Genomic DNA, 25812 nt, shown 5'->3' on the forward strand with positions numbered 1-25812 from the left:
GCAGGGTGTTCGATGGCGTTGGTGACGTTTCGCGATGAGACGGCGACAGGACGGGCGTTGGCGGAGTTCTCCCTGCCAGACCTGCCCGAGCGGATCTCGGCCCGGGAACTGGTACGGCTGCGCGTGCGCGAGGAGGTGGCCAGATACAACGCCGCCCCCTCCCCCCGTTTTCGCGGCCTGGTCAAGCCCAGCGACGCCGAGGCCGAGCTGAACGGCTACCGGATGCGCACCGCCCGCAAGCTCGACTGGGAGAAGCAGGCCGACGCCGCCGAGACCGCGTTCGCCCGCAACGGCTTCCTGTTACTGGTCGGCGACCGCCAGATCGAGGACCTGGACACCGAGATCGACCTGATCGCCGACCCCGTCGTCTCCTTCGTCAGGCTCATCCCGCTGGTCGGCGGCTGACGTGGGCGTTCTCGACGGCCTTCCGGCCGAGCTTCGGCCGGTGCTCGACGAGCTCGACCCTGCCGCCCTGGAGCGGTGCCGGCAGTTCGACGCGACCCTGCAGGGCGGTCATCCCCACCGCTATCCCGACGATACCCGGCTGAAGCCTCTGGCCGTCGACGACGCCGGGTGGCGGGCCATGGCGCTGTGGACCCAGCTCACCCTGCGCACCACCGACGGCAGCATGCCCTCGTTCGCGGTGCTCGAGTCACTGACCCGGCGAAAGCTCGGCTGGAGCGCCCGCGAACGGGAGCTGCTGTGGCGGACCACCCTCGCGGCGCCGAACTCCGGCCACCTGTACCAGCTCCCCGTCTCTGCGATCAAGGACCTGCCCGCTGCTGAGCTCGGGCCGCTCCTGCCCCACATCCGCCGGGCCAAGCGCGAGCTGGACCAGGTGCCCTATGCCGACCTCTGGCCGGCGACGCGCACTCTGGACCTCCTGCTGTCCGAACACCCGACCGGCGAACCGGGCGAAGCCAGCCGCTGCCTGGTGCCGGAGTGCGACGGCTTCGCCGCCCTGGTGCGAGGGGAGTACGGCGAGCGGCTCGAGAGCCCCGAAGTTCTGCCGATGTTGAGACACTGGGTCACCGCCACCTCGTCCGATCCCGCGCCGAAGTGGACCGCGAAAGCACGCGGGCTGCTCACGCCCGGGGCCGTCGCGCTGGCCGGGGAGATCCTCGGCCGCCTACCGGCCTACCGCGAGAGTCCCTGGAACACCGGCTACCGCGACGAGGTCACCTATCTCCAGCAGCGCACCGCGGAGCTTGCACGCGGGATGGTCTGGACGTGCGAGCTCACCGACGAGCCCTGGGTGACCGGACTGCTGGGCGACGTGGCCGTGGCCACCGGCACCGGAATGGGTGGGTCCGGTCCGAACTCACGCAGCGAGCGGGTGGCCAACGCCGCCCTCGGAGCCCTGTCCCGGCGCGGCGGGCTGGAAGTGGTGCCCCAGCTTGCCAGGGTCCAGGCCAAGGTGCGCAAGAAGAGCATTCTGGCCAAGGTCGCCAGGACGCTGGACGCGGTGGCCGTACGGACGGGACTGTCTCCTGAGCAACTGCTGGAACGCACTGTCCCCACCTTCGGCCTGAGCCCCGACGGCACCCGCGCCGAGCAGGGGCTCGCCCTCTCGCTCAACGGCACGGTCACCTTCGACGGCCGCAGGACCATTCCCAAGACCGTCGACCGGGACCTGCTGGCCGAGTTCAAGGCCACGGCCAAGGAGCTGGAGAAGGCGATCCCCGCCGAACGGTTCCGCGTCGAGCGCGCCCTGGCGTCCGAGCGGCTCTGGCGCTGGGACGAGGTGTGCGAGTTCTACCTCGACCACCCGGTCACCGGCTTCTTCTCCCGCGCTCTGATCTGGGAGGTCCTCCAGGGCCCTGCGGGGCTCCCGGTCCGCGTCGACGGCGGCTGGGAGCTGACCGATCCGGCAGGACGCCGCATCCAGCCCCGCCCCGACACCCCTGTCCTGCTGTGGCACCCCATCTCACACACGGCGGACGAGGTTCGGGCCTGGCGCGACCACCTGATGGCGATCGGCCTGCGCCAGCCGTACAAACAGGCCTTTCGCGAGATCTACCTGCTCACCCCCGCCGAGGAGCGGACCCGCGACCGCTCGCTCCGTTTCTCCCGCCACCTGCTCAGGTACGGCCAGGCCAAGGCGTTGCTGACCGGCCGCGGGCTGGACCGGCATGAGCCTGGGCCACTGGGACGCCGCGGGAGGATCCGGCTGGTGCACCGCCACCAAGGAGCTGCCCGGCGGCCTGACCGCCGCCTGGGACTTCCACCTTGACGAGAACTCCTACGAACGCGACGGCTACGGCACCACCGCCTCCATCTGCGTCAGCGGCGAGCTCCGCTTCACCTTCGAGGGCGAGACAGTCCCGCTGGCCGAGGTGGCGCCGCTCATCCTGTCGGAAGCGCTGCGCGACGCCGACCTGGCCGTCGGCGTCGCCTCCACCGGGCTGGACCCCCACGGCAGCGGCGACTACTGGCAGTCCTACGGTTTCGGCGACCTGACCGAGTCCGCGCAGGTCCGCCGTGACGCCCTGGCCCGGCTGCTGCCCCGCCTGGCCGTCGCCGACCGCTACGCCCTGGAAGAGCGGTTCCTTCGTGTCCGCGGCGACCTGCGCACCTACAGGATCCATCTCGGCTCGGGCAACATCCTCATGGAGCCCAACGACGCCTATCTGTGCATCGTCCCCCGCGGAACGGGAGACCAGGTCTTCCTCCCCTTCGAAGAAGACGGCGGCATGCTGTCGATCATCATCTCCAAGGCCTTCCTGCTGGCCGCCGACACGGCGATCAACGACCCGTCCATCACCCGCCAGATCCACCCGTGACAGGAAATATCGGCATGCACCTCTCCCCCCTCGCGGCACGCCTGCTCGCGCTGCTCGACGGTTCCGCACCCGACGCCACCTTCTGGCCGGTCACCTCCCAGCTGACCACCGCGATGGCCGGCAGGCCCGGTGACAGCGCGGTCGTCGACCAGACCTGGCGGAACATGGTCGCGCCAGCGCGCGAGCTCGCCGACTACCTGCTGCGTGACAACCGCCTGTCCTTCGCCGTGCTGGTGGCCGCGGGGCTGGCGGGCATGGATCCCGAGGTGAGAGCGCGGTTCGCCGAAGCGCTCGGTCCCGTCGCGATGGCGGAGGTGGACCTGCTGCTCGGCTGGGACGTGGAGTCGCGCGCCCTGTTCGCCGAGGCCGCCCGGGCACCGGTCCTCGACGAACCGCGGCCGACCGGCTTGGCCGAATGGCTCGACGGCCTGCCCGGCTACCCCGCCTTCGCCCGTGTCGCCCTGGAGCAGGCCGAGGCCCGCGTCGCGGCGATCCAGACAGGGGAGATCCCTTACCAGGCGGACAAGGCGTTCGACTATTGGGAGACGAGAACTCTCGGGCGTGCCGTACGGCTCGCGCTCTACCGCGACGAGCCCTGGCTGCCCGCCCTGCTGGACCGGCTGCTGCGCGGCGTCGCGGTCGCGCCCACCCAGGCCAAGACGCTGCCCTCCCAGGCCCTGCTGTTCGAGATCGCCCGCGCGGTGGAGGACCACCCGACCCCCGAGGCGATCTCCTCATTGCGTGCCGCCCGCCAGACCACCCGGCACGCCGGGGTGCCCAAGCAGCTCGACCGCATGTTCAAGCGCATCGAGCCCGCGCTGGCCGAGCGGCTGGAGGTGGCGTTCCGGCTACCCGACGGGCGGGTACGGCAGGCGTTCGGCGAGCACGCGGCGGTGATCTCGATCGACGGCGCGGCCGAGCTGTCATGGTGGCACGGCGACAGGAAGCTCAGATCTGTCCCGGCGGCCGTCAAGCGGGAGCATCCCGAGGAGGTGAAGCGGCTGCGCGAGCAGGTCAAGCTGGTCCAACAACAGCAGACGACCCTGGCCAGGGCGCTGGAGGCGAGCTACACCGCCGAGGAGGCTCCGCCGTACCGGCAGTTGGAGGGTCATCCGATCGCTGAGCGGCTGATCTGGGAGTTCGAGGTCTCCCCCGGTGTGTGGCGCAACGAGCTGGGGCTGAACGTGCCGGACGTGCCGGTGCGGCCGTGGCATCCGGCCCGCGCGTCGGTGGAGGAGGTTCGGGCCTGGCGCGAGGTCGTGCAGGACAAGGAGCTGCGCCAGCCGTACAAGCAGGCTTTCCGCGAGGTCTACCTGCTCACGCCCGCCGAGGAGGAGACGCGCGACCATTCGCGCCGGTTCGCCGGGCATGTGGTGGACTACCGCAGGCTCCGCGCGCTGTTCAAGGCCCGGGGCTGGAAATCGAACTACCTGGGGCCGTGGGACGGCGGCTTCGACGGCGGCGACGGGCGGCGGCTGCTGGCCGGCGGGCAGTGGCGGGCGACGCTGGACCACGACCTCTACGACGAGGGTTACGCGCTCACCGGGCAGGTCCTCTTCCACCGGCTGGTCGAGGGCAGGTGGCGCCTGGCGCCGCTGGCCGAGGTCCCCACGCTGGTGTTCAGCGAGGCGATGCGGGATGTGGACCTCTTCGTGGGGGTCTGTTCGATCACGGCCGATCCCCAGTGGGCCGACAGCGGGCCGGACCGGCTGCAGGAGTACTGGCGGACCGGCTCGTTCGCGGCGCTGCAGCCCTCCGCCGAGGTGCGACGGGACGTGCTGGCCCGGCTGATCGGGCGTACAGCCATCGCCGACCGGTGTGCCTTGACCGACCGCTTCCTGGTGGTCAGGGGCGACCTGCGCACCTACAAGATCCATCTGGGGTCGGCCAACATCCTGATGGAGCCCAACGACGCCTACCTGTGCATCGTCTCCGCCCGCGACCCCCACGCCGGGCTGTTTCTCCCGTTCGAGGAGGACGGCCGGTTGGCGCTCATCCTCAGCAAGGCCTTCCTTCTGGCGAACGACACCGCCATCACCGACCCCTCGATCACCCGTCAGATCCGAGCCTGAACCACGTACGGAAGTGGGTGCCCTTCACCCCTGAACCGCCGGACGCGTGGCCGCAGGCGGCCCTGTCTCGGCGGTGAGCAAAGCGTCTCCCAGGGTTCGCGTGGGGCCGCTGCAGGGAATCCCGCAGGAGGTCCGGCGGGCGACGAGAAGAGGCATGGTCATGGCGGAAAAGTTGTACGCCTCCTGGGCGTCGGGATACACGGCATTCCCCGAGACCGCCAATCTGCGGACGTTCCGCCAGGGCTTCGGGGTGACCTTCACAATTCCGCCAGGCCGGAGCGAATGGATCCATCTGCCGGTCCCCACGCCGGTGATCGTGGAGAACGACCGCGCCACCCTCGAGAAGCTGATGGTCCTGTTCCACGCGCGTCAGAACAGCGCGATCGCGGAGCTGCACGTCTTCGATGGTCCCCGCCGCATCAACACCTTCAAGGAGATGCGCAAGCAGGGCGATCATTCGCAGGGGGTGGACAGCGTGAACTCCTTCACCGTCCGCCAGGCCAACATCGCCTTCGGCATCGGCGCCACCCTGCTCGTCGTCAACCTTTCCGCCTCCAGCGACAGCGAGTTCTTCATCAGCGGCTTCGGTGGAGACTTCTTCCACAACGTCTGAACCCGCGCGACACGGCCGATCACGTCGTACGCGCCGTGCAGCTGCGGCGGCGGTGACGGCGTGCACCTGCACGAGACAGTCGAACCGCGCCAGCTCCAGCACTGCTTCGCCGGCCTCACCCTGGCAGGCGGCGTGACCATCGACGGCCCGGTCCGCGCCCGGATCTTCACCTGCAGCAGGAGTTCCAGCGCGACCTCGGCATCGCCCGCCTGTTCATCTCCCGCGGCCTCGGTGTCGTCCACCACCTGAGCGGCCGGGTGGCGGTGGTGTGCCTCGGCAAGGTCGCCGGGATCGGCCCGGCTGACGGCATCTACTCCAAGCCCGCCAGCCCTGCACTTCGTCGCTGCTGTCGGCCGTGTCCGGCGTCGGCGATCGGCGGGAGACCGGCCGCCAGGGGATCGTCCTGTCGGGAGAAGTTCTCTCCCCGTTGGCGCCGCCGACAGGCTGCCTTTCCCGCACTCGGTGCCGGCTGGCCCAGGATCGGTGCTGCGAAGTGGAACCCGCACTGATCGAAAGAGGCGCCGGTCATCCGGTGACCTGCCACTTCGCCGCTTCCTAAGGAGAGATCTCCGTGACCAAGACGGTCATGTCCGTGCTGGCCGCCGCAGCGCTGGCCGTACCCCTCGCCGTGTCCGCCCCCGCGTCGGCCGCGGCAGACACCGCCTGCGCCGACGCGCCCCACGTCCGGGTCGCGACGGGCGCGGTGTTCAACAACCCCGTCGCGGACGAGGGCGCCGTCATCGTCCAGCGGCTCTGCTCCATGATCAAGCAGGCCCCGGCGGGCGCCAGGATCAGGGTGGCGCACTTCGTCATGTCGGGTGCGGCGGGCGAGGGCTTCGCGAGCGAGCTGATCAAGGCTCGCGACCGCGGCGTGGACGTGCAGGTGGTCGTGGACGGCGACACCCGCGGCGGCAAGGTCGCCGCCCAGCTCGCCGCCGCGCTGGGCACCGACATCACGGCGAACTCCTGGCTGCACGTCTGCACCGGGCCGATGTCGGGCGGCACCGCCGCGTGCATCGGCGACAAGGGCCAGCACAACAAGTTCTACCTGTTCTCCCGTACCGGCGACGCCTCCCACGTGGTGGTGCAGTCCTCGGCCAACCTCACCGACCTGAACTCCACGACGTACTGGAACAACGCTGTCATCTTCGCCGGCGACAGGAAGCTGTCGCGCGCGTACAACGGCTACTTCGAGGACCTCGCGGCGGAGCGCAAGAACCTCGACTACGACCGCACCGTGCACGCCGGCCGCGTGGTGGCCACCTTCTTCCCGCAGGCCGAAGGCGACCTCGTCGTCGACAGCCTGCGCAGGGTGTCGTGCAGGCGCGGCGAGAAGATCCGCGTGGGCATGTCCGAGTGGGACACCTTTCGCATCGCGATCGCCGACCGGCTGCGCGAGCTGGCCAGGCGCGGGTGCGACGTGCAGATCGTCGCCGGGATCCTGAGCCAGGAGGTCAGTCAGAGCCTCCTCGCCGAGCCGGGCATCGACCTGCGGCTGCTCGCCAACGGCAGCGCGCTGCCCGGGCGCATCCACTCCAAGTACCTGCTGGTGGACGGCAAGGTGTACACGGGCAGCCACAACTTCAACCAGACGTCGCTGCGCCGCAACGACGAGACCCTGCTGCGTGTGGACGACCGGCACATCTACGGCCAGTACGTCGCCAACTTCGACACCCTCCGCGCCGCCGCCCTCCCCGCCAAGGCCTGACCTCCTTCCCCGGCCCGCCTGCTCCGTTAGGTCTCAAAGGAGCGGGCGGCCCGGCGGGGATGGTGGCGGCGCCCCCTGCCGGTAGGACCGGCTTGCCGGTTCGATGACCGTTTGGGGCCAGGAGTTTGGCAAGGGGTTCACGGACCCGCAACCACCCCTTCGTAGCCTCGTGAGATGGCACAACGGACATCGACCGCTTGGCCGCGTGTACTCGCTGCCCTCACCTTGGCCGCCTACGGAACCGGCCTGAGCGTGACGGCGATGTTGCCCCGCGATGACGTGTCCCGGAGTCTGCCGATCGCCGCGTCGATCTCCGGCTCGGGTTCGAGCGCGCAGAAGGGCGCGATGGACGCCTGGCGTGCGGAGTTCCACCAGATCCACCCGGAACTGCGGGTGGACTATCGGGCCAACGGGTCGGAGGCCGGCATTCGCGACTTCATCGCGGGCGCCACCGCGTTCGCCGGCTCCGACGTCGCGATGCGACCCGGCGAACAGGCGCTGGCCGACAGGCGCTGCGGCGGCCGCGTGGCGCACCTGCCCATGGTGGTCGGCCCGATCGCGTTGGCCTACAACCTGCCGTCCGTGCCGGATCTGAAGCTGTCGCCCATCACCGTGACCGGCATCTTCAGCGGACGGATCACCAGGTGGGATGCCCAGGAGATCGCCGTCGACAACCGCGGCAGGCGTCTGCCGCACACCCGTATCCGGCTCTTTCATCGCTCCGACGACTCGGGGACGACCCATAACCTCACTGCCTATCTCAAGGCGGCGGGCCGCTGGCCGTACGAGCCAGGCAGGAAGTGGACCGGCTCGGGGCAAGGCGTCGCGGGCTCCACGGGGATCACCGAGGCCGTCCAGGACACCACGGGTTCCATCGGGTACGTGGAGTACGGATTCGCCAGCAACGCCCGCCTGCGCACCGCAAGGGTGCGCAACGCCTCAGGCCACTTCGTCGCGCTCTCGCCCCGGAGTGCCACCCAGGCTCTGAGGGGCGCCCGGGTCGTCGCCGAGAATGCCGGTCCGGTGGTGAAGCTCGACTACCTGACCGAAGCCAAGGGCGCCTACCCCATCATCCTGGTCACCTACGCGATCACCTGCTCGAACGACTCCGACCCGCTGGTGCGGACCTTCCTGCGCTACACCGCGAGCGACGCCGGCCAGTCGTACCTCTCCCTGCACGGCTACGCGCCCCTCCCGGACGACCTCCTCACCAAGGTGCGGGCCCGGCTCGGCGCCACGCGCTGAAACTCGGGGCATCGCGCCGGCCGACTCCATGTCACACGCGTCGCGGGCTAACGGGCGGTGCTTTCCCCGCGGTGGTTCTTGCTCACACCGGCGACCCGACCGGGGAGGCATCAGCGTGCCTCCCCGGTTCAGGCCTCAGCTACACGTTCCCGCGTACGCCCTTGGCGAGCTCGGCCGTGAGCGTCCGGATCGCCGCGAGCCCTGCCGCCTCGTCGGGTGCGTCGAGCAGCGCCTTGACGAAGGCGGAGCCGACGATCACACCGTCGGCGAACCCCGCGACCTCGGCGGCCTGCTCCCCGTTGGACACGCCGATGCCGACGCAGACCGGGAGTTCGGTGGCCGCCCTGGTGCGCTGTACGAGGGCGGCCGCGGCCTCTCCGACGGAGGCGCGTGTGCCGGTGACCCCCATCAGCGAGGCGGCGTACACGAATCCCGAACCGGCCGCGGTGATCTCCTTCAGCCTCTCGTCCTTGTTGCTCGGCGCGACGACGAAGACGGTGGCCAGGCCCTGCTTCTCGGCGTGCTCGCGCCAGGTCGCCGACTCCTGGACGGGCAGGTCGGGCAGGATGCAGCCCGCGCCGCCCGCCTCGGCGAGCTCGACGGCGAAGCGTTCGACGCCGTAGCGGTCGACCGGGTTCCAGTACGTCATCACCAGGATGGGCTTGCCCGTGGCGGCGTGTGCCTCGCGGACGGTGCGCATCACGTCGGCGATCTTGAGCCCGCCGCGCAGGGCGATGTCGTCGGCCGTCTGGATGACCGGTCCGTCGAACACCGGGTCGCTGTGCGGCAGCCCTACCTCGACGACGTCCGCGCCGGATTCGAGGACCGCCTTGACCGCCTCGATGCCACCGTCGACGGTCGGGAAGCCGGCCGGGACGTAGGCGATGAGCGCGGAGCGGCCCTCGGCCCTGGCCTGGGCGAGGGTGTCGTTCAACAGCTGGATGTTGCCACTCACTTCGACTCCCCCTCGGCGGCGTCGTACAGCTCGAAGTAACGCGCGGCCGTGTCCATGTCCTTGTCGCCGCGCCCGGACAGGTTGACGACGAGCAGCGAGTCCTTGCCGAGCTCCCTGCCGACTTCCAGTGCTCCGGCGAGCGCATGCGCGCTCTCGATCGCGGGAATGATGCCCTCGGTCCGCGAGAGCAGCCGAAACGCCTGCATCGCCGCGTCGTCGGTGACCGCACGGTACTCGGCGCGGCCGATGTCCCTCAGATACGCATGCTCGGGCCCGATGCCCGGATAGTCCAGACCGGCCGAGATCGAGTAGGGCTCGGTGATCTGCCCCTCCTCGTCCTGCAGGAGGTACGACCGCGAGCCGTGCAGGATGCCCGGCTCGCCCGCGGACAGCGAGGCCGCGTGCTCGCCGCTCTCCACGCCGTGCCCTGCGGCCTCGCAGCCGATGAGACGTACACCGCTGTCGGGAAGGAAGCCGTGGAAGAGTCCGAGTGCGTTCGAGCCACCGCCGACGCAGGCGATGGCCGCGTCCGGCAGCCGCCCGGCCCGCTCCAGGATCTGGCGGCGAGCCTCCACGCCGATGACGCGGTGGAAGTCGCGGACCATGGCAGGGAAGGGATGCGGCCCCGCGGCCGTGCCGAAGATGTAGTGCGTCCGGTCGACGTTCGCGACCCAGTCCCTGAACGCCTCATTGATGGCGTCCTTGAGTGTGCGGGAGCCGGACTTGACCGGGATGACCTCGGCACCGAGCATCCGCATCCGGGCGACGTTGAGGGCCTGCCGCTCGGTGTCGATCTCGCCCATGTAGACGGTGCATTCGAGACCGAACAGCGCACAGGCCGTCGCGGTGGCGACACCGTGCTGGCCGGCGCCGGTCTCCGCGATGACCCTGGGCTTGCCCATCCGCTTGGTGAGCAGGGCCTGCCCGAGCACGTTGTTGATCTTGTGTGAGCCGGTGTGGTTCAGGTCCTCCCGCTTGAGGAAGATCCGCCCGCCGCCGGCGTGCTCGGCGAACCGCGGCACCTCGGTGAGCGCGCTCGGGCGCCCGGAGTAGTTGACGAGCCGATCCTCGAACTCCGCGACGAACGCGGGATCGGCCTTGGCCTTCTCGTACTCGACGGCGACCTCGTCCACGGCGGCGACCAGGGCCTCCGGGATGAACTTGCCGCCGAACGCACCGAAGTACCCTTCGGCGCTGGGGACCTGACCCTCCGGGTCCGGGATGAAGAATTCGCTGGACATGCGACATGCTCCTATGCCGGGGCACACGCCCCGGATGTCTGGCTGTGATGGTCACGGAACGCGTATCCGCGCGGCGGGGTGGAGGAGCCTTCCCCCTTGCCCCTCCCTGAAAGGCACGAGCCCTCAGCGGCCCGGCCTGCGGGCACGCTTGAGGAGCTGGGGGACAGCGCCCCGGTGTCGGGTGAAGAGTCAGGGCAGGGAAGAAGAGATCCCCTCAGACACCCCGCGCCATGCGCGGCGCGCAAAGCCATCGCATGCCGTTGACCTGACCAGGATCGGAGCCGATCACGTACCGCACCCGGCGGCCGTGCACACGCCGCGCAGGCGCCCGGCAGCCGCGCGGGCGGCAACCAGGGGCGAGACGGGCGGCAACCGGCATGACCGGAAGCTTAGTACCTCGGGGGCTTGGGCACCATCATGCCCCGAGGCCGGGGAGCGTGGAGCTCGCCGCGGGGGCGGGGAGGGAGGCCGGCGGGCAGGCGCGATCGTGTCAGTCGGTGCCGTCGTGGTGAACCAGGGGTCCAGCAGCGCCCAGTACGGCTTTCGACGCATCACTGAGCCACGGCTTGGTGCTGCGGCCGGTAGCGAGATTCTCGTACAGAGCCAAGCTCGCGATGACGTACCGATGGCTGTTCTGGGTCCATCCCGAGTTGTAGGCCGAGGACGTCTCCGCCTGTACAGGCCGCACGAGAAGGGGTGTTGAGGTAGAACCCTCGACACCCCTTCTCGCCGGCGACACCTACCTCGAGCCTCATCACCCTACTCGGCCCGCCCGCACTGCCCTCGGGCAGCCTATCTCAACCTGGTCAGCGTGGACTCCACCACGCCGCCGGGACGATCCTCGCCCCGGCTGATGGCGGCATCGGAGGAGGCGGCCGAACGGAGAAGGGCTGCGGTCATGGGGCAAGACCACCGGGACGGTGAACTTCAGGAAGGCGTTGACGAGAGCCGGGGCGGACGGCGGCGGTTACGACCGGCGCGGATCCAGCCTTGCAGGGGTTCCCTGACCAAGATCTATCGACTATCGTCGATTATCGATGAATGCAGAGGTGAAGCCGCTGGATCGGGCCGAGGCCGAGGAGTACGCGAGCTGGTTCAAGGCGCTGGCCGACGCCACGCGCATCCAGATCGTGTCGCTGCTGGCGCGGCGCCGTGAGCCGATGACCGTGGGCGAGATCGTGAGTGTCTCCGGCGTCGGCCAGTCGACCGTGTCGCACCACTTGAAGATCCTGGCCGAGGTGCGTTTCGTGCTGGTCGAGCGGCAGGGAACCTCCAGCCTGTACCGGATCAACGAGGCCTGCGTGAGCTGCTTCCCCACCGCCGCCGACGTGGTGATGGGCAAGCCCGTACCGGCCTCACCCGCCTGCGACCGAACAGGAGATCGCGATGGCACATGACGAGGTGGTGAAGCGCTACTCGGGCCTGGCACGTGCCGCCCTCACCGGCAAGGTCGTCGTCGACTGCGACGCGGAAGAGTTCGACCAAGGCTGCTTCGGGACGGCCGGATACGACGACACCACCGGCCTTCCCGAGGGGGCGCTGCGGGCCAGTCTGGGATGCGGCGACCCGGTGGCCGTCGCCGGGTTGCACGCCGGGGAGACCGTGCTCGACCTCGGCTCGGGCGGCGGCATCGACGTGCTGCTGTCCGCGCGCAGGGTCGGCCCGCACGGCAGGGCCTACGGCCTGGACGCCAGCCCCGACATGCTGGAACTCGCCTGCGAGAACGCCGCCAGGGCGGGCGTGAGCAACGTGGAGTTCCTGCACGGCAGGATCGAGGCCGTCCCGCTGCCCGGCCACTGCGTGGACGCCGTCATCTCGAACTGCGTGATCAACCTGTCCGACGACAAGCCCGCCGTCCTGGCCGAGGCCTTCCGGGTGCTACGGCCCGGCGGGCGGTTCGGGGTGAGCGACGTGGTCACCGACGGGCCCGTGGATCCGGTACGGCGGGCCGCCGCCGAGCAACGGGTAGGTTGCGTGGCCGGATCCCTGACAGTCGAGGAGTACCGTGCCCTGCTCGGCCAGGCGGGCTTCGTCGGCATCGTCATCACCTTCACCGCCGACCACGGTGACGGGGTCCGCTCGGCCATCGTCCAGGCGCACAAGCCCGCGATCGTGCCCGGCCTGGAGATCAGGCCGATGCGAGAGGCCGACGCCGGCCAGGTGCTGTCGATCTATCAGGCGGGTCTCGATACCGCCCAGGCCGGCTTCGAGACCGTCGCACCGAGCTGGGAGGGCTTCACCGCCGGCAGGCTGCCGCACCTGCGCTACGTCGCCGTCGACACAGAGACGGACGAGGTGGTCGGCTGGGTCGCCGCGTCAGCCGTCTCGGCCAGGCCGGTCTACGCGGGCGTGGTCGAGCACAGCGTCTACGTCCACCCGGGCTGCCAGGCCCACGGCATCGGCCGCGCCCTGCTCACCGCGTTCATCGCCGCCAGCGAGGACGCCGGGATCTGGACCATTCAGTCCGGCGTCTTCCCCGAGAACACCGCCAGCCTGACGCTGCACCAGGCGCTGGGCTTCCGCGTCGTGGGCGCGCGCGAGCGGGTCGGACGCCACTACGGAGCCTGGCGCGACGTCCTGCTGCTGGAACGGCGCAGCACGGTGATCGGCCCCTGACGCCGAGGCGGCACCCCACTGCGAATGGGGCGCCGCACGCCGCATCCGAACGCTGCTTGAGGAGCGGAAGGTGCCGGCTCAGGAGTCGGCGTGGGCCAGCCGCCACACCGTGGCGGTGACCAGCCGCGCTGCGGCCATGAGGGTGCCCGCCTCGACGCGGTCCGGCGTCTCGGCTGGCGTCTGGGTGCCCGGCATGCCCATCCCGATGCCGATCGCGGCCAGTCCGGCCGCGGCGTGGCGGCGGTTGTCCGAGGTCATGGCTCCGGCCGGCGGGGGCACGCCCGTCTCGGGCCCGGCCTGGTCCAGGACGGCGAGGAGCCGTGCGCGGGCCCGCCGGCCTCAACCGAGGCGGCTTCGTGGAGCTTGGCCGCGCCGTCGAGGTTGATCCTCGGCGCTGGGGTAGCCGCCGCCGGGCGGGGCGGGCGTCATCCGGCCAGGCAGGGAGCCGTACTGGGCGGGCGAGAACAGGCGCAGGGATGGCCAGGCGTGCTGCCACGCCCCGCCGGGCTGCTCCTGGGCGTCGAGGATGACGAAGTCGGCCTTGGCCCTGCGCAGGTGATACCCGGCGGCCAGGCCCGCCTGGCCGCCGCCGATCACCAGGACGTCGACCTCGCGCGGACCTTCGCTCATGCTGGGGTGAGCTCCAGCTCCACCGACCTTGGCGCGGGCTCTGTCAGTGGCGCGAACAGGGCGCCCAGCCTGTTCACCGCCTCGGGGATGATCCGGTAGTAGACCCAGGTGCCGCGCCGCTCGCCGTCGATCAGGCCTGCCGTGCGCAGGACCTTGAGGTGGTGGGAGATGGTGGGGGCGGTCAGGTCGAAGGCGTCGGTGAGGTCGCAGACGCAGGCCTCGCCGCCCGCGTGTGAGCCGATCATCGACAGCAGGCGCAGCCTGACGGGGTCGGCGACGGCCTTGAGCATGACCGCGAGGTCAGCCGCGTCGGTCTCCGACAGCGGCTCGCGCGCGATCGGCGCGCAGCACTGGATCGTGACAGCGGTCATGCGGCACTCCCTACTTCGACATCTATCGAAACTATAGGCGATGGTAGGCGACCAGAGCCAACGCGGCGATCACACAGGCGACGGCCACCGCGCCCATCACCCAGCCGTAGCCGGCCGCCTGGGCCAGCGCGACCGCCCCCAGTGGAGCCAGGGCCTTGCCGGTGACGGAGAAGGCGGCGATGCGGCCCGACAGCGAGGCGTACGCCGTCGAGTCGTACCGCTGCAGGAGCAGGTACGGCAGGGTGATGGAGGCGATGCCGAAGCCGAGCCCGAATCCCAGCACGCAGCCGATCGCCCCCGGGACCGCGTGCCCGACCAGCGGCAGCAGCAGGACGGAGACCCCCTGGAGGGCGAAGATCGAAGCGGCGATGAGCGCGGCGGGCAGACGGCGCTGCAGGCCGGTGGTGAGCAGGCGCCCGGTCACCGACAGCACGCCCAGCAGCCCGGCCAGCGTCGCGGCCAGAACGGGCGGATGCCCGAGGTGGACGAGGTAGGTGATGAGCAGGACTGCCATCACCGCCGCCGCGCCGCCGTTGGCGGTGAAGGCGATCACCAGCAGCCAGAACGGCCGCCGCCGGGTGGCTGCCTTGACCAAGTCGGCGCGCTCTTCTGCTGTGGCGGGCTTCTGCCTGGTGCGGGGACGGCGGCGCACGACGAGCGCGTGCAGGGGGATCGCCGCCACGCCGTAGATCAGCGCCAGGATGACGAGCGCCTGGCGCCAGCCGTGCCACTCCACCAGCAGGCCGGTGAGCGGCAGGAAGATCGAGGAGGCGAACCCGGCGACGACGGTGAGCGCGAGCAGCGCGTTGGCCCGGCCGCGCGCGCGAGCGGGGCCGTCGAACCAGCTGACGATGACGGCGAAGGCGCTCTCATAGAGCACCATCGAGCAAGCGACGCCGATGGCGGCGAAGACCGCGTAGAGCTGGAGCAGGCTGTCGACTCTGGACCAGGCCAGCACGGCGAGGGTGCCCAGGACGGATCCGGCGCTCATCAACCCCCGGCCGCCGTAGGTGTCGAGCAGGCGGCCGACCAGCGGGGCGCACAGCGCGGCGACGAGGATCGCGGTGGTGAGAGCGGCGGCGATCTGGGCGGTGCCGGCCTGCAGGTCGGCCGCCATGGGGGTGAGGAAGACGGAGAAGGCGTAGGACAGCACGCCGTACCCGATGGTCTGCGTGACGGCGAGCGCGGCGACGATCCGCCACCCACGGCCGGAGCGTGGCTGACCGCCGTCCTTGGTCTCGGGGACGGCGGTCTCGGCGGTGGGGCTCACCAGGCGGTCGGGTATCCGGCCGACATGTCGATGCCTGCTTTCAGCCGCAGCAGCCGCCGCCGTTGGAGGCGCCGACGGTGGCCAAGGGCAGCGGGGTGGCCAGCAGGCCGCCGCTGATACCGGTGGCCAGGCCGACGCGCTGTTCCTGGGCCTCGGCGAGGTTGGAGGAGCAGACGCCGGTCTCGGGCAGGTCGAGCTGCACGTCACGGGCAGCCTCCCAGTCACCGGCGACCGCCGCGACGACCGAGCGGACCTGCTCGTAGCCGGTGGCCATCAGGAACGTGGGGGCGCGGCCGTAGCTCTTGACGCCGACGGCGTAGTAGCCCGGCTCGGGGTGGGACAGCTCGTCGACGCCATGGGCGGGAACCGTGCCGCAGGAGTGCTGGTTCGGGTCGATCAGCGGGGCCAGCTGCCGAGTGGAGCCGAGGATGGGGTCCAGGTCCAGGCGCAGTTCGGTGGCGATGGAGTGGTCGGGGCGGTAGCCGGTCGCGGCCACGATGCGGTCCACGGTGACCGACTGCTCGACGCCGGACGGGTCACGGCTGACCACGATCGCCTGGCCGCCGCTACGGGTGACAGAGTGGGCGAAGAAGCCGGTGACCAGGGTGATGCGGCCCGAGTCGACGTGTGCTCGAAGCCGGGTGCCGATCGCGCCGCGAGCCGGAAGGGCGTCCGCACCGCCGCCGCCGTAGGTGCGGCTGGCATCGGTGGCCCTGATCGCCCAGGTGATCTGCGAGTCCTCCAGCTCGGCCAGGGCGAGCAGGGTGGTGGCGGCCGAGTGGCCGGCGCCGACGACGAGCGTGTGCCTGCCCTCGTAGCGCTCGCGATCGGCGCCGAGGACGTCGGGCAGGGCGTGGTCGACCTCCACGGAGTTCTCGCCGTGCGAGGGCAGGCCGCTGGCGCCCAGGACGTTCGGCGTGACGTAGGTGCCGGAGGCGTCGACGATCACGCGGGCGCGCAGTTCCTCGCCGCCGTCGAGCCGGATCAGGAACGGGACGTCTTCGCGGCCGTTGGTCCGGACCCGGTCGTAGCCGAGGCGGCTGATCGCCGTCACCTTGGTGTGCAGCCGTACCTTGTCGCCGAACAGCTTGGCCAGCGGGGCGAGGTAATCAGTGATCAGCTCGGCTCCGGTGGGCAGCCACTCGGGGTCGGGCTCGCTCCAGCCGTCGGCCTTCAGCAGGCGCTTGGCGGCGGCGTCGATGTTGAACTTCCACGGGCTGAACACGCGGACGTGGCCCCACCGGGCGACCGAGGCGGCGACCTGCTCGCCGGCCTCCAGGACCAGGAAGTCCTGGCCGCGCTCGGCCAGGTGGGCGGCGGCGGCCAGTCCGACGGGTCCGGCGCCGATCACCACGACCGGCAGCGCGCCGGTGGCGCCGGAGGTGGCGATCTGCTCAAGCTCAAGGGACGCGGTGGTGCCGCAGCAGCTGTCGCTCATGAGGGCTTCTCCTGGGTCTCTGAAGGGTTAGCGGAAGAGCAGGACGGAGGTGCGCGAACGGTCCACGGCGGCGGCCGCGCGGCACGCGGCGTCGCACACCACGCCGTGTGCCTCGTCGAGCGTGACGTCCTGCACCCGGCGGATCCGGCGGAACAGAGCGCGCATCGCGCACCTCCTGTTTAGAAGTTTGTCGAAGTAGTTGGCAGCTTGCCTCACTGATTAGAGAGATGTCAAATTAGAGGGGCGCCTAAGCTGCGAGGTGCATCCCTGTCGGCCCGGCCGCGTCTACCCGAGTGACTCGCCCGAACCACCATGGAGGCACCTGATGACCACCCAGTGCTGCACGCCCGCCGCCCAGGAGACCTGCTGCGCCCTCGAATCCAAGGCCGAGTGCTGCGGCACCGTCGAAGGCGAGGCCGCCACCGAAGCGCCGAGCAGCTGCGGCTGCCGGTAACCGCCAGACAGGAAGTTCGTCTCATGACCCAGGCCGATCCCGCCGAACTCTGGCGGCAGATGCGCGAGCGCCTCGTCACCTTCGTGGCCCGGCGCGTTGACCAGCCCGGCGACGCCGAGGACATCGTTCAGGAGGTCTTCCTGAAGATGAGCCAGTCCATCGACGGCGTCCGGGAGGAGGAACGGCTGGAGGCCTGGGTCTACCAGATCACCCGCAACGCCATCATCGACCACCACCGCCGATCAGCGACGATGGCTCGAACGCGTGCACAGGTCGCCGCCGACCGCAGCCTGCTGCTCGGTGAGAGCGACGCCGAGGAGTCGGCTTTGCTGGCGCAGTGCCTGAAACCGCTGGTCGCCGGGCTGCCCGACCCCTACCGTGAGGCGATCATGCTCACCGAGTACGAGGGTCTGACCCAGGCCGAGGCCGCTCGGCGGGCCGGCGTCTCCGTCCCCGGCATGAAGTCGCGGGTGCAACGCGCACGCAGGCGAGTGGGGGACCTGCTGGGCGCGTGCTGCCGGGTCGAGCTCGACGCGCGCAAGGCCGTCCGCTCCGTCGAGAAGCACGGCCCCTGCCCCTGCTGAGGCTCAGCCGCAACCACCGCCAGGAGCACAGTCAGTCGGCGGGCAGCACGCCTGCAAACTGGCCTGCAGATCGCTCAGCGCCCTGCCGATCCTGGCAGGGTCGGCGCGGTAGTAGACCGTCTTCCACTCCCGCCGCGAGCTCAGCACACCGCCGTCGCGCAGGATCGCCAGATGGGTGGAGGTGGCCGACTGCGCCAGCGACATGCGCTCGGCGACCTCGTTGACGGTCAGCTCGACTCCGCCGGAGAACAGCATGAGGATCCGCTGACGCGTGTCGCTGGCCATGGCCTTGAGGAAGCCGCGCGCCGCGTCGGTCAGCTCGATGTCGCTCGCCATCTCCATAGGATGACTCTACTCGCTTATATTGTCATTTCCTAATATGACGATATGATGCCGCCCATGGACACGATCGTCATCGGCGGCGGCCAGTCAGGCCTGTCCGCCGCCCGAGCTCTGCGCGACGCCGGACTCACGCCCGTCATCCTGGAGGCGGGCGAGCACCCCACTGGCTCCTGGGCCCACTACTACGACAGCCTCACCCTCTTCTCACCCGCCCGCTACAGCGCGATGCCCGGCCAGCCCTTCGACGGCGACGGCGACCACTACCCGCACCGCGACGAGGTCGTCGACTACCTGCGGCGTTACGCCGACCGTCTGGACGTGGAGATCCGCACCACCACCCGCGTCAGCGCGGTGGAGGCCGACGACTCCGGCGGCTTCCTGGTGCACCTCGAAGGAGGCGAGACCCTTCGCGCTGCCGGCGTGGTGGCGGCCAGCGGCTCCTTCGGAAATCCGCATGTCCCCGAGTTGCCCGGCCGGGAGAGCTTCACCGGCCGGCTTCTCCACGTGGCCGACTACCGCGATCCGAAGCACTACGCAGGGCAGCGGGTCATCGTGGTCGGCGCGGGCAACTCCGCCGTCCAGGTCGCCTACGAACTGGCCGGCAGCGCCACCGTCACCCTGGCCACCCGCCAACCGGTCCAGTTCATGCCCCAGCTGGTCGGCGGCAAGGACATCCACTACTGGCACATCACCACCGGCTTCGACTCCCTGCCTCCGCAGTGGCTGGCCCGGATCGCCACCGGCACGCTCGTCCTGGACACCGGCGACTATGCCGCCGCCCTGGAGGAGGGCCGGATGGACCGGCGCCCGATGTTCACCGGCTTCGTCGGCGAGCACGTCATCTGGTCCGACGGCACGGCCGAGCAGGTCGACACGGTCATCTTCGCCACCGGCTACCGACCTCACCTGGACTACCTTCGGCCGCTCGGGGCCCTGGACGCCCGCGGGCTGCCGCTGCAGGCCGGCGGTCTGTCGGCCACCCACCTGGGGCTGGGTTACGTGGGCCTGGAGTTCCAGCGCTCGTTCGCCTCCAACACCCTGCGCGGCGTGCATCTCGACGCCGCCCACATCGCCACCCCGATGGCCGCCTACGCCGGTGGCGCTCTGGCCGCGTACGGCCTGTGACAGGGACCTTTCGCCTACGGGATCGCGCTCACCGCAGCCACGCTCGGTGGAGGCAGGGACGCCGCTGGCCAACCACGCTCAATGTAGGCCGTCGCCGCGCTCGCCCTCATCCCCTTGCGGAACAGCGCCCTACCGGGCACCTGGAAGACGCCCAGCGTCCTGGGCGCCAACGGGCTGCCCGCCCAGCGGGGAACCGGCGTGCGCTCGGCGACGCCGAGGGTGCGCGCGATCGCCGAACTGACGGAACGACACCGGCAGACGGGGCACACCACGATCAATGCCGCTGAGTCTTCCTCAACGGATCTGCAGGCCGGTGACCGCGCGGCCGATGATCAGGCGCTGAATCTCCGACGTGCCCTCGAAGACTGTGTAGATCTTCGGCATACAAAATCCCAACCTGCGGGTTCTCCCCGGGAAGCAGCCTCTAGCTGGGAAAACGCTGTCGTCGCTTGTAGTCCTTTGCCATCGCTAGCCGCCCTCAGGCAGAACTGAGGCAGAACCGAGCGAGGAAAATCGACCGCCGGTAACGCCCGCCCAACACCAAGGCCCCGGATCACAGAGAGTGATCCGGGGCCCGTCGCTCGGCCGTGGTCGGCCAGCAGTCTGCTCCACATACAGCGACTCTTCCCAGGCTTCCACCTCTGCGATCTTGTAGTCAATGTGGTCTTGGCCGTGTAGTCCCAGTGCTGTGCGGCTCTTGGGCGATGAGCTGCATGAGGTCGTCGAGGGACGGCGCTATGGCGGTGCTGGTCGGGACATGGCCGCGCTGCGCAAGCTACGGCCTCTGTGGGATGGACTCACCGGCCAGTACCCGGATGTGGCGCTCCCGATGGAGGCCACGCTGAAGGAACGGCTGTTGTGGCGGGTGCTGGAGATCCGTGACGGCATGTTGAACCTGACCTCGGTCGTCGCACCACCCGAAAGCGACGATCCCGACGAGGTGGCCCAGTGGGTCGCCGACGCGCTGGGAACTGCTCGCGCTGGGCGCGGGCCGGCGTCGGCGCCGACGATGATGTCGATGAACGCCTGGACGCCGCGCTTCGCGGCCGCCATGGACGGGGCGCGGGTTCGCGTGCCCCACGCCTCAGCCAGCTCTGCCTTGTTCATGCCCTACTCACCCGATGTCACGGTTTCGCTGGTATCGAGCCGTAGAGCACGCAGCAGACGCGAATGACACGCCGAGTGCGTCAGAAGCTCGCCTGCAGCCCTTCGCCTTCGAGCAGGGTGTGATGTCGGCCTTGCGCCGCCGCTCGGTGTGGGTGCTGGCGATTCGGCTCGGCTGTTCGCAAGTGCGAAACATAAGTGCCTATGGCACCGAATGGCCGGATATGACCTAATTACTATCTGGCGACAATATTTGCATTGACATCAACCGAGTAATGCGTTTCTGGTTCATCTTCCGGGTATCTGCTGTATGGCGCCGTCACGATCACTGCAGACTCAGCACAGGGAAGCTAGATGATTCCTCGCAACAAAAAAATTCAATTCAAGCGGGTATACTCCTTCGCCCTAGCAGTTATCACGGCGATGGTTGGGGTTGCCCTGACTTCGTCAACTCAGGTGTCCGCGCACGCTGTCACCGGGCAGGTGCGCGCGGTTCTCTCAAGCGACAAGGCGCTCTTGCATGCTGGCTGCTCGCGCTGTCATCGTCATCGCGGCCACTGCAAGAAGTGTCCTCCAGGCGCGCGAGGCCCTAAGGGCGACAGGGGCGACCGAGGCCCTAAGGGCGACAGGGGCGAGCAGGGTCCGCCCGGGCTCGCCGGATACGAAGTCAATGGCGTCGGGTACGTAGTTCCGCCTAACAGGATTACCTACCAGGCCATTACCAGATGCTCTCCGGGCAAGGTGGTATTGGGCGGAGGGTACTCGTCGGGAAATCCAGCAGTAGACACGTCGCAAGACACCGCCACATTGGAGAACGACGGATGGGCGGTCACATTTAACAATCCCACCGACCAATCTGTGTCGGTTAGTGTCGTCGCGATCTGTGCTAACGCTTCATGATCTTCTGAGCGCCACATCAGAAACAGGCGATTAGACCCTGGCCGACGGTAAGCCAGACCCAGCAGATGAGGGCAGGAGCCGGTTGTGGCTCCTGCCCTTTCGTATTTGTGAATGGTCTCTGCGATGACTCGGTGACCTCGACGTGCCCGCAAGGGCACCGCAGCCACCAGCTGTGCCGCTCACGGACCCGCAGGTGGGCGCCGTTCGACGACCAGGCCTCGTACCGTTCGGTGGTCTTCCGGATACTCACCCGGTGCACCGGCTGAACGCCGTCCCCCCGGTGCGGGATCATGTCCGGCCGCAGCTTGGCCAACGCCTTGTACACCTCGGTCCACTCCATACGGAGTTGGGCCAGCCGCGCGTCATCGAGCAGCGCGACGTGCTCCCACCCGAGAAGGTCCTCCTGCCAGCGGCGGGACTCCTCCAGCAGCGGCCGCGGCGGCTCGACGACATCGGTACCGGCCAGCTCGACCGGCTTGCCGTTCAGATTGACGAGGTAGCCGAAGAACGCAGGCTTGCTGCGGCGGATCACCTCCACGACGCTGCCGACCACGCCGTACGCACCGCGCAGCTGCACGCGGTCGCCTACTCCGTACGTCTTCGGCCTCGGCTTCCGGGCCGGCTTGCGGCTAGACACCGGCGGCCTCCTCGCTCGGCGCGAAGCCACGCACTCATGACCTGCTGTTCCGTTGGGCAACCGACGACTTACACGTCCGGCACCGCAACTACGACGAGACCGTTTGGAAGCCCGCGCTCGTCGCGGCCGGGGTCATCTCCGAGCCGGTCAAGAACAAACGAGGCAGGCGAAGGTACGTCACGACCCGGCAGCAGAGCGCACACCAGCTTCGCACTACTTCGCCAACGTCACCTTGGCCGGCGGCGTGACCATCAAGGACTTGTCCGAATACTCGGGGCACGTTGCCCCCGCGCTCACTCTCCGTGTCTACGCTCACATACTGCCTTCGTCACACGCCCGGGCACGCTAGGCCATCGATCGACAGCTCCGGCGGCCCGAAGGTTCTTGAGGCAGAACTGAGGCAGAACTGGACTTTGACTCCCGATGCTTTGTCGACCAGGGGAGGCGTGGTGCGAAACTGTCCGGCACTCACGCCACCCCTCTGACATGGGGAGTTCTCACCGCACCGGTAGCCCGGTGACGGCGCGGCCGATGATCAGGCGCTGGATCTCCGACGTCCCCTCGAAGATGGTGTAGATCTTGGCGTCGCGGTGGAAGCGCTCCACCGGGTGTTCTCTGGTGTATCCCGCCCCGCCCAGGATCTGGATCGCCTGTTCCGTCACCCACACCGCCGTCTCCCCCGCCACCAGCTTGCACATCGACCCCTCCGCCTGGTCGAACGCCCTTCCGTTGCGCGCCATCCACGCCGCCCTCCACGTCAGGAGCCTGGCCATGTCCACCCGCGTGGCCATGTCGGCCAGCAGGAACGCGATCGCCTGGTTCTCGCCGATCTTCCTGCCGAACTGCTCGCGCTCGCGGGCGTAGTCGCGGGCGTACTCGAAGCCGGCGCGGGCGATCCCCACCGCCATGGCGGCCACCGAAGGGCGGGTGGTCTCGAAGGTCCGCATGGCGGCCTGCTCCCCCGCCCTCTCCCCCTTCCGTACGCGTGCCAGGCGGGCGTCGAGCTTGTCCTGGCCGCCGAGCAGGCAGGAGGCGGGCAGCCGTACGTCGTCGAGGACGACCTCGGCGGTGTGCGAGGCGCGGATGCCGTGCTTGCGGAACTTCTGTCCCATGGACAGCCCTGGGGTGCCGGGTGGGACGACGAACGAGGCCTGCCCGCGGGTGCCGAGCTCCGGATCGACCGAGGCGACCACGACGTGCACGTTGGCGATGCCGCCGTTGGTGGCCCAGGTCTTCACGCCGTTGAGGATCCAGTCTCCTGAGGGGTCCCGTACGGCACGCGTGCGGATGGCGCCCACGTCCGATCCCGCGTCGGGCTCGGAGGCGCAGAAGGCGCCGAGCTTGACGTCGTCGGGGCTGCCGAACATCTGGGGCAGCCACTCCCCCATCTGCTCGGGTGTACCGCCGGAGGACAGGGCGGCGGCGGCGAGGCCGGTGCCGACGATGGACAGTCCGATGCCGGCGTCGCCCCAGAAGATCTCCTCGAACGCCACGGGCAGGGCCAGCCCGCTCTCCTCGAACCACTGGGTGGCGAAGAAGTCGAGAGAGTAGAGGCCGATCTTGGCGGCTTCCTGGATGACCGGCCAGGGGGTCGCTTCGCGTTCGTCCCATTCGGCGCCTGCTGGACGGATGACGTCGCGCGCGAACTCGTGGACCCATTTCCGCACGTCGATGACGTCGTCGCTGAGTTCTGGACAGAAGCCGGTCATCCCGCCACTCCCGCTTACGTGGTCTTTTATGCCGGTATGCCCAAAACCATGGCGTTACCGGTGGTAACAGGGCTGACTCTACCCGCCGCCGTCCCGAACCCGCCACCCGCGGCCACCCCGAGGGGGAACCTGACTCGACACCTCCGGACCCCAGCTCACACCCGGCGGCCTCCTGCCGCCAGCCGGGTCGACACGAGGACGGCCAGCGCGCCCACGATCATGACGCCCGCCAGGCCGTACATGAGCAGGTCGAAGCGGGAGAACGCGGCCGCCGCGAGCGGGCCGAGGCTGCTGCCCACGGCCAGGAAGAAGGAGAACAGCGCCAGCGCGGTGCCGCGCGAGCTCTCGGCGAGCGAGGCGATCGACTCGTTGAGCGCGGGAAGGCCCGCGGTGATCGCGGCGACGTAGAGGGCGAGCAGCAGCGCCAGGCCGACCGCGCCGGGACCCGTCGCGCCGGTGACGGCTAGGGTGAAGGCGGCAAGGAGCAGGAAGACGGTCGCGCGGACCGGCGCCGACAGGCGGGCCAGCCAGGGCGTGAGCAGCGGGATCAGCAGGATCGACGGCAGTCCGCCGGCCCTGAGGCCGAGCAGCTCGCCGGAGGAGGTCACGACGCCGGACAGCTGGAGTCCGGTGTAGACGGCGACGAAGCCGCCGAGCAGGACGAGCACGGCCAGGTAGCGCAGCGCCAGAGCGGGGTTGGCCAGCAGCGAGGGCACGACCCTGTAGGTCGCCATGAGCGAGCCGCGCTGCTCGCGCGGCCGGTCGGGCGACATGACGGCCCGCAGGCCGAGCCAGGCCAGCGCGAGCCCGATCGCGGACAGGACGAACAGCCCGCGCCAGCCGACGGAGCCGACCAGGAGCTGACCCGCGACCTGCAGCAGGACGGCCGAGGCCAGGAAGGCGCCGGTGATCGCGCTGATGGCGACGACCCTGCGGCGGGGTTCGACGGACTCTCCCAGGTAGGCCATGCCGGCGGGCGGGAAGGTCGCCACCGCCACCCCCTGGACCAGTCGCAGCGCGATGGCCACGCCAGGATCGGAGCTGATCGCCACGAGCGCGGTGGCCACGGCGGCGAGGGGCATGCCGATCATGAGGAGCCTGCGCCTGCCGAGGCGGTCGGACAGCGGGCCGAACAGCAGGAATCCGATGGCGTAGCCGATGGCGAAGGCGGTGACCAGCCAGGTGAGTGCGCCCGGATCGGTGTGCCAGCCGACCGCCATGTCGGGCAGGAGCGGGATCACGACGTACAGCTGGCCGCTGACGAGCAACGCGGTCAGGATGAAGACGGTCAAGGTGGGCGCGAATGCGGGCGCCGCGGGGGCGGGACGGCTCAAGGTCGCTGTACTCATGGATCGGACAGTAGCCAACCAACTAGTTGGACGTCAACCAACTAGTTGGTCCCGATAGAATGCCGACCATGGCTACGAAGGACTCGACCGCCGCCACCCGGGCCGCTCTACTGAAGGCCGCAGGGGAGGAGTTCGCCGCCTACGGCCTGGCCGGAGCGCGGGTGGACCGCATCGCCGAACGAGCGGGCGTCAACAAGGAGCGCATCTACGGTCACTTCGGCACCAAGGAGATGCTCTTCGACGCGGTGGTCACCGACGCGATCAACGACCTCACCGAGCAGATCGCGATGCCGAGCGACCCTGTCGAGTACGTCGCCAAGCTGACCGACTACTACCGCGAGCACCCCCAGCTGGTACGGCTGCTGATGTGGGAGGCGCTGAACTTTCGCGGCCCCGACCTGCCCGGCTTCGAGGCCCGGGCGGAGCGGTGCGGGAAGAAGGCGGAGTCACTGGCGCGAGGGCTCGGCAGAGAGGTCTCCCCCGAGATCGCCAGGCTGCTCTACACGCTCACCGGGCTCGCGCTGTGGCCGTCGATGATGCCGCAGCTCGGGCGCATCATGCTGGGCGACGACTTCGCCGACGCCGAGGCGGGACGCGACCAGGTGGCGGCCTTCGTCGCCGCGGCGATCGAGGCCGGCGCGCCGGCCGCACCCGCCGACCGCTAGA

The 25812-nt window shown here is 69.8% G+C and carries 27 protein-coding genes and 2 pseudogenes; 16 read left to right on the forward strand and 13 right to left on the reverse strand.

Annotated elements, in window-relative coordinates; all coding sequences use genetic code 11:
- The first annotated feature begins 12 nt into the window (after positions 1-12).
- From FHR33_RS09280 to pstS, 9 genes and pseudogenes are all read left to right on the forward strand, one after another.
- Positions 13-405 (forward strand): hypothetical protein, encoded by a 393-nt coding sequence (locus FHR33_RS09280; RefSeq protein ID WP_183645551.1) that lies wholly within the window; start codon positions 13-15, stop codon positions 403-405.
- A gap of 1 nt (position 406) precedes the next feature.
- Positions 407-2233: a DUF4132 domain-containing protein gene (locus FHR33_RS52505; protein ID WP_183645552.1), complete on the forward strand. Its 1827-nt coding sequence runs from the start codon at positions 407-409 to the stop codon at positions 2231-2233.
- Positions 2133-2783, forward strand: coding sequence for a DUF7737 domain-containing protein (locus FHR33_RS09290; RefSeq protein WP_183645553.1), 651 nt, complete (start codon positions 2133-2135; stop codon positions 2781-2783). Before FHR33_RS52505 ends, FHR33_RS09290 begins: the two co-directional genes overlap by 101 nt.
- Before the next feature lie 14 nt (positions 2784-2797).
- Positions 2798-4855, forward strand: coding sequence for a DUF4132 domain-containing protein (locus FHR33_RS09295; protein WP_183645554.1), 2058 nt, complete (start codon positions 2798-2800; stop codon positions 4853-4855).
- A gap of 160 nt (positions 4856-5015) precedes the next feature.
- Positions 5016-5468: a DUF6623 family protein gene (locus FHR33_RS09300; RefSeq protein ID WP_183645555.1), complete on the forward strand. Its 453-nt coding sequence runs from the start codon at positions 5016-5018 to the stop codon at positions 5466-5468.
- Positions 5469-5528: 60 nt separating this feature from the next.
- A complete protein-coding gene (locus FHR33_RS09305; protein WP_183645556.1) occupies positions 5529-5717 on the forward strand; it encodes a hypothetical protein in 189 nt (62 codons plus the stop codon).
- 82 nt (positions 5718-5799) lie between these two features.
- A pseudogene (locus FHR33_RS53215) lies at positions 5800-6027 on the forward strand (oligopeptide/dipeptide ABC transporter ATP-binding protein); the annotation flags it as partial.
- Between the two features lie 12 nt (positions 6028-6039).
- Positions 6040-7176 (forward strand): phospholipase D-like domain-containing protein, encoded by a 1137-nt coding sequence (locus FHR33_RS09315; protein ID WP_221241028.1) that lies wholly within the window; start codon positions 6040-6042, stop codon positions 7174-7176.
- Between the two features lie 261 nt (positions 7177-7437).
- A complete protein-coding gene (gene pstS, locus FHR33_RS09320; protein ID WP_183645558.1) occupies positions 7438-8421 on the forward strand; it encodes a phosphate ABC transporter substrate-binding protein PstS in 984 nt (327 codons plus the stop codon).
- 139 nt (positions 8422-8560) lie between these two features.
- Here the strand turns inward: pstS and trpA are convergent, their stop codons facing one another.
- The 3 genes from trpA to trpM all read right to left on the reverse strand — a co-directional run bounded on the left by trpA (position 8561) and on the right by trpM (position 10996).
- Complete coding sequence (trpA, locus tag FHR33_RS09325; protein ID WP_183645559.1) at positions 8561-9376, reverse strand: tryptophan synthase subunit alpha; 816 nt, start codon at positions 9374-9376, stop codon at positions 8561-8563.
- Positions 9373-10617, reverse strand: coding sequence for a tryptophan synthase subunit beta (trpB, locus tag FHR33_RS09330; protein WP_183645560.1), 1245 nt, complete (start codon positions 10615-10617; stop codon positions 9373-9375). Before trpB ends, trpA begins: the two co-directional genes overlap by 4 nt.
- A 214-nt stretch (positions 10618-10831) precedes the next feature.
- Positions 10832-10996, reverse strand: a complete 165-nt coding sequence (trpM, locus tag FHR33_RS53220; protein ID WP_376773118.1) for a tryptophan biosynthesis modulator TrpM — start codon at positions 10994-10996, stop codon at positions 10832-10834.
- A gap of 658 nt (positions 10997-11654) precedes the next feature.
- Between trpM and FHR33_RS09335 the strand changes: the two genes are divergently transcribed.
- Entirely contained in the window at positions 11655-12014 is a 360-nt protein-coding gene (locus FHR33_RS09335; protein ID WP_183645561.1) for an ArsR/SmtB family transcription factor, read from the forward strand.
- Positions 12004-13233, forward strand: coding sequence for a GNAT family N-acetyltransferase (locus tag FHR33_RS09340; protein ID WP_183645562.1), 1230 nt, complete (start codon positions 12004-12006; stop codon positions 13231-13233). The genes FHR33_RS09335 and FHR33_RS09340 overlap by 11 nt, the downstream gene beginning before the upstream one ends.
- Before the next feature lie 78 nt (positions 13234-13311).
- Here FHR33_RS09340 and FHR33_RS50005 read toward each other — a convergent pair whose 3' ends face one another.
- From FHR33_RS50005 to FHR33_RS09370, 6 genes and pseudogenes are all read right to left on the reverse strand, one after another.
- Positions 13312-13491, reverse strand: coding sequence for a hypothetical protein (locus FHR33_RS50005; RefSeq protein WP_246451718.1), 180 nt, complete (start codon positions 13489-13491; stop codon positions 13312-13314).
- Positions 13492-13617: 126 nt separating this feature from the next.
- Positions 13618-13863 (reverse strand): annotated as a pseudogene (locus FHR33_RS09350) (FAD-dependent oxidoreductase); the annotation flags it as partial.
- Positions 13860-14234: an ArsR/SmtB family transcription factor gene (locus tag FHR33_RS09355; RefSeq protein WP_183645563.1), complete on the reverse strand. Its 375-nt coding sequence runs from the start codon at positions 14232-14234 to the stop codon at positions 13860-13862. The gene FHR33_RS09355 and the pseudogene FHR33_RS09350, both read right to left, overlap by 4 nt.
- A gap of 31 nt (positions 14235-14265) precedes the next feature.
- Positions 14266-15504, reverse strand: coding sequence for an MFS transporter (locus FHR33_RS09360; protein ID WP_183645564.1), 1239 nt, complete (start codon positions 15502-15504; stop codon positions 14266-14268).
- Between the two features lie 40 nt (positions 15505-15544).
- A complete protein-coding gene (locus tag FHR33_RS09365; RefSeq protein WP_183645565.1) occupies positions 15545-16942 on the reverse strand; it encodes an FAD-dependent oxidoreductase in 1398 nt (465 codons plus the stop codon).
- Positions 16943-16969: 27 nt separating this feature from the next.
- Positions 16970-17107, reverse strand: coding sequence for a hypothetical protein (locus FHR33_RS09370; RefSeq protein ID WP_183645566.1), 138 nt, complete (start codon positions 17105-17107; stop codon positions 16970-16972).
- A gap of 160 nt (positions 17108-17267) precedes the next feature.
- Between FHR33_RS09370 and FHR33_RS51670 the strand changes: the two genes are divergently transcribed.
- Together FHR33_RS51670 and FHR33_RS09375 are read left to right on the forward strand one after the other, a co-directional pair.
- Complete coding sequence (locus FHR33_RS51670; protein ID WP_281388151.1) at positions 17268-17396, forward strand: hypothetical protein; 129 nt, start codon at positions 17268-17270, stop codon at positions 17394-17396.
- Positions 17397-17419: 23 nt separating this feature from the next.
- Positions 17420-17980 carry a sigma-70 family RNA polymerase sigma factor gene (locus tag FHR33_RS09375; RefSeq protein ID WP_183645567.1) on the forward strand — a complete coding sequence of 187 codons (561 nt, stop codon included), beginning with the start codon at positions 17420-17422 and terminating at the stop codon, positions 17978-17980.
- Between the two features lie 3 nt (positions 17981-17983).
- On the opposite strand, the gene FHR33_RS09380 is transcribed toward FHR33_RS09375, so the two are convergent.
- A complete protein-coding gene (locus FHR33_RS09380; RefSeq protein ID WP_183645568.1) occupies positions 17984-18322 on the reverse strand; it encodes an ArsR/SmtB family transcription factor in 339 nt (112 codons plus the stop codon).
- Positions 18323-18379: 57 nt separating this feature from the next.
- On the opposite strand from FHR33_RS09380, the gene FHR33_RS09385 reads away from it, so the two are divergent.
- The gene (locus FHR33_RS09385) at positions 18380-19447 is read left to right on the forward strand and encodes a flavin-containing monooxygenase (protein ID WP_221241029.1); all 1068 of its coding nucleotides are present in this window, start codon (positions 18380-18382) and stop codon (positions 19445-19447) included.
- Positions 19448-20144: 697 nt separating this feature from the next.
- A complete protein-coding gene (locus tag FHR33_RS09390; protein ID WP_183645569.1) occupies positions 20145-20621 on the forward strand; it encodes a DUF6545 domain-containing protein in 477 nt (158 codons plus the stop codon).
- A gap of 846 nt (positions 20622-21467) precedes the next feature.
- Here FHR33_RS09390 and FHR33_RS09395 read toward each other — a convergent pair.
- The 3 genes from FHR33_RS09395 to FHR33_RS09405 form a co-directional block, all read right to left on the reverse strand.
- Positions 21468-22028: a hypothetical protein gene (locus FHR33_RS09395; protein WP_183645570.1), complete on the reverse strand. Its 561-nt coding sequence runs from the start codon at positions 22026-22028 to the stop codon at positions 21468-21470.
- A gap of 557 nt (positions 22029-22585) precedes the next feature.
- A complete protein-coding gene (locus FHR33_RS09400) occupies positions 22586-23797 on the reverse strand; it encodes an acyl-CoA dehydrogenase family protein (RefSeq protein WP_183645571.1) in 1212 nt (403 codons plus the stop codon).
- Positions 23798-23952: 155 nt separating this feature from the next.
- Positions 23953-25146 (reverse strand): MFS transporter, encoded by a 1194-nt coding sequence (locus FHR33_RS09405; protein WP_183645572.1) that lies wholly within the window; start codon positions 25144-25146, stop codon positions 23953-23955.
- 68 nt (positions 25147-25214) lie between these two features.
- Between FHR33_RS09405 and FHR33_RS09410 the strand changes: the two genes are divergently transcribed.
- Entirely contained in the window at positions 25215-25811 is a 597-nt protein-coding gene (locus tag FHR33_RS09410; protein WP_183645573.1) for a TetR/AcrR family transcriptional regulator, read from the forward strand.
- Position 25812 lies beyond the last annotated feature (1 nt).

The organism is Nonomuraea dietziae (assembly GCF_014195505.1).
GTDB classification, from domain to species: Bacteria; Actinomycetota; Actinomycetes; order Streptosporangiales; family Streptosporangiaceae; genus Nonomuraea; species Nonomuraea roseola.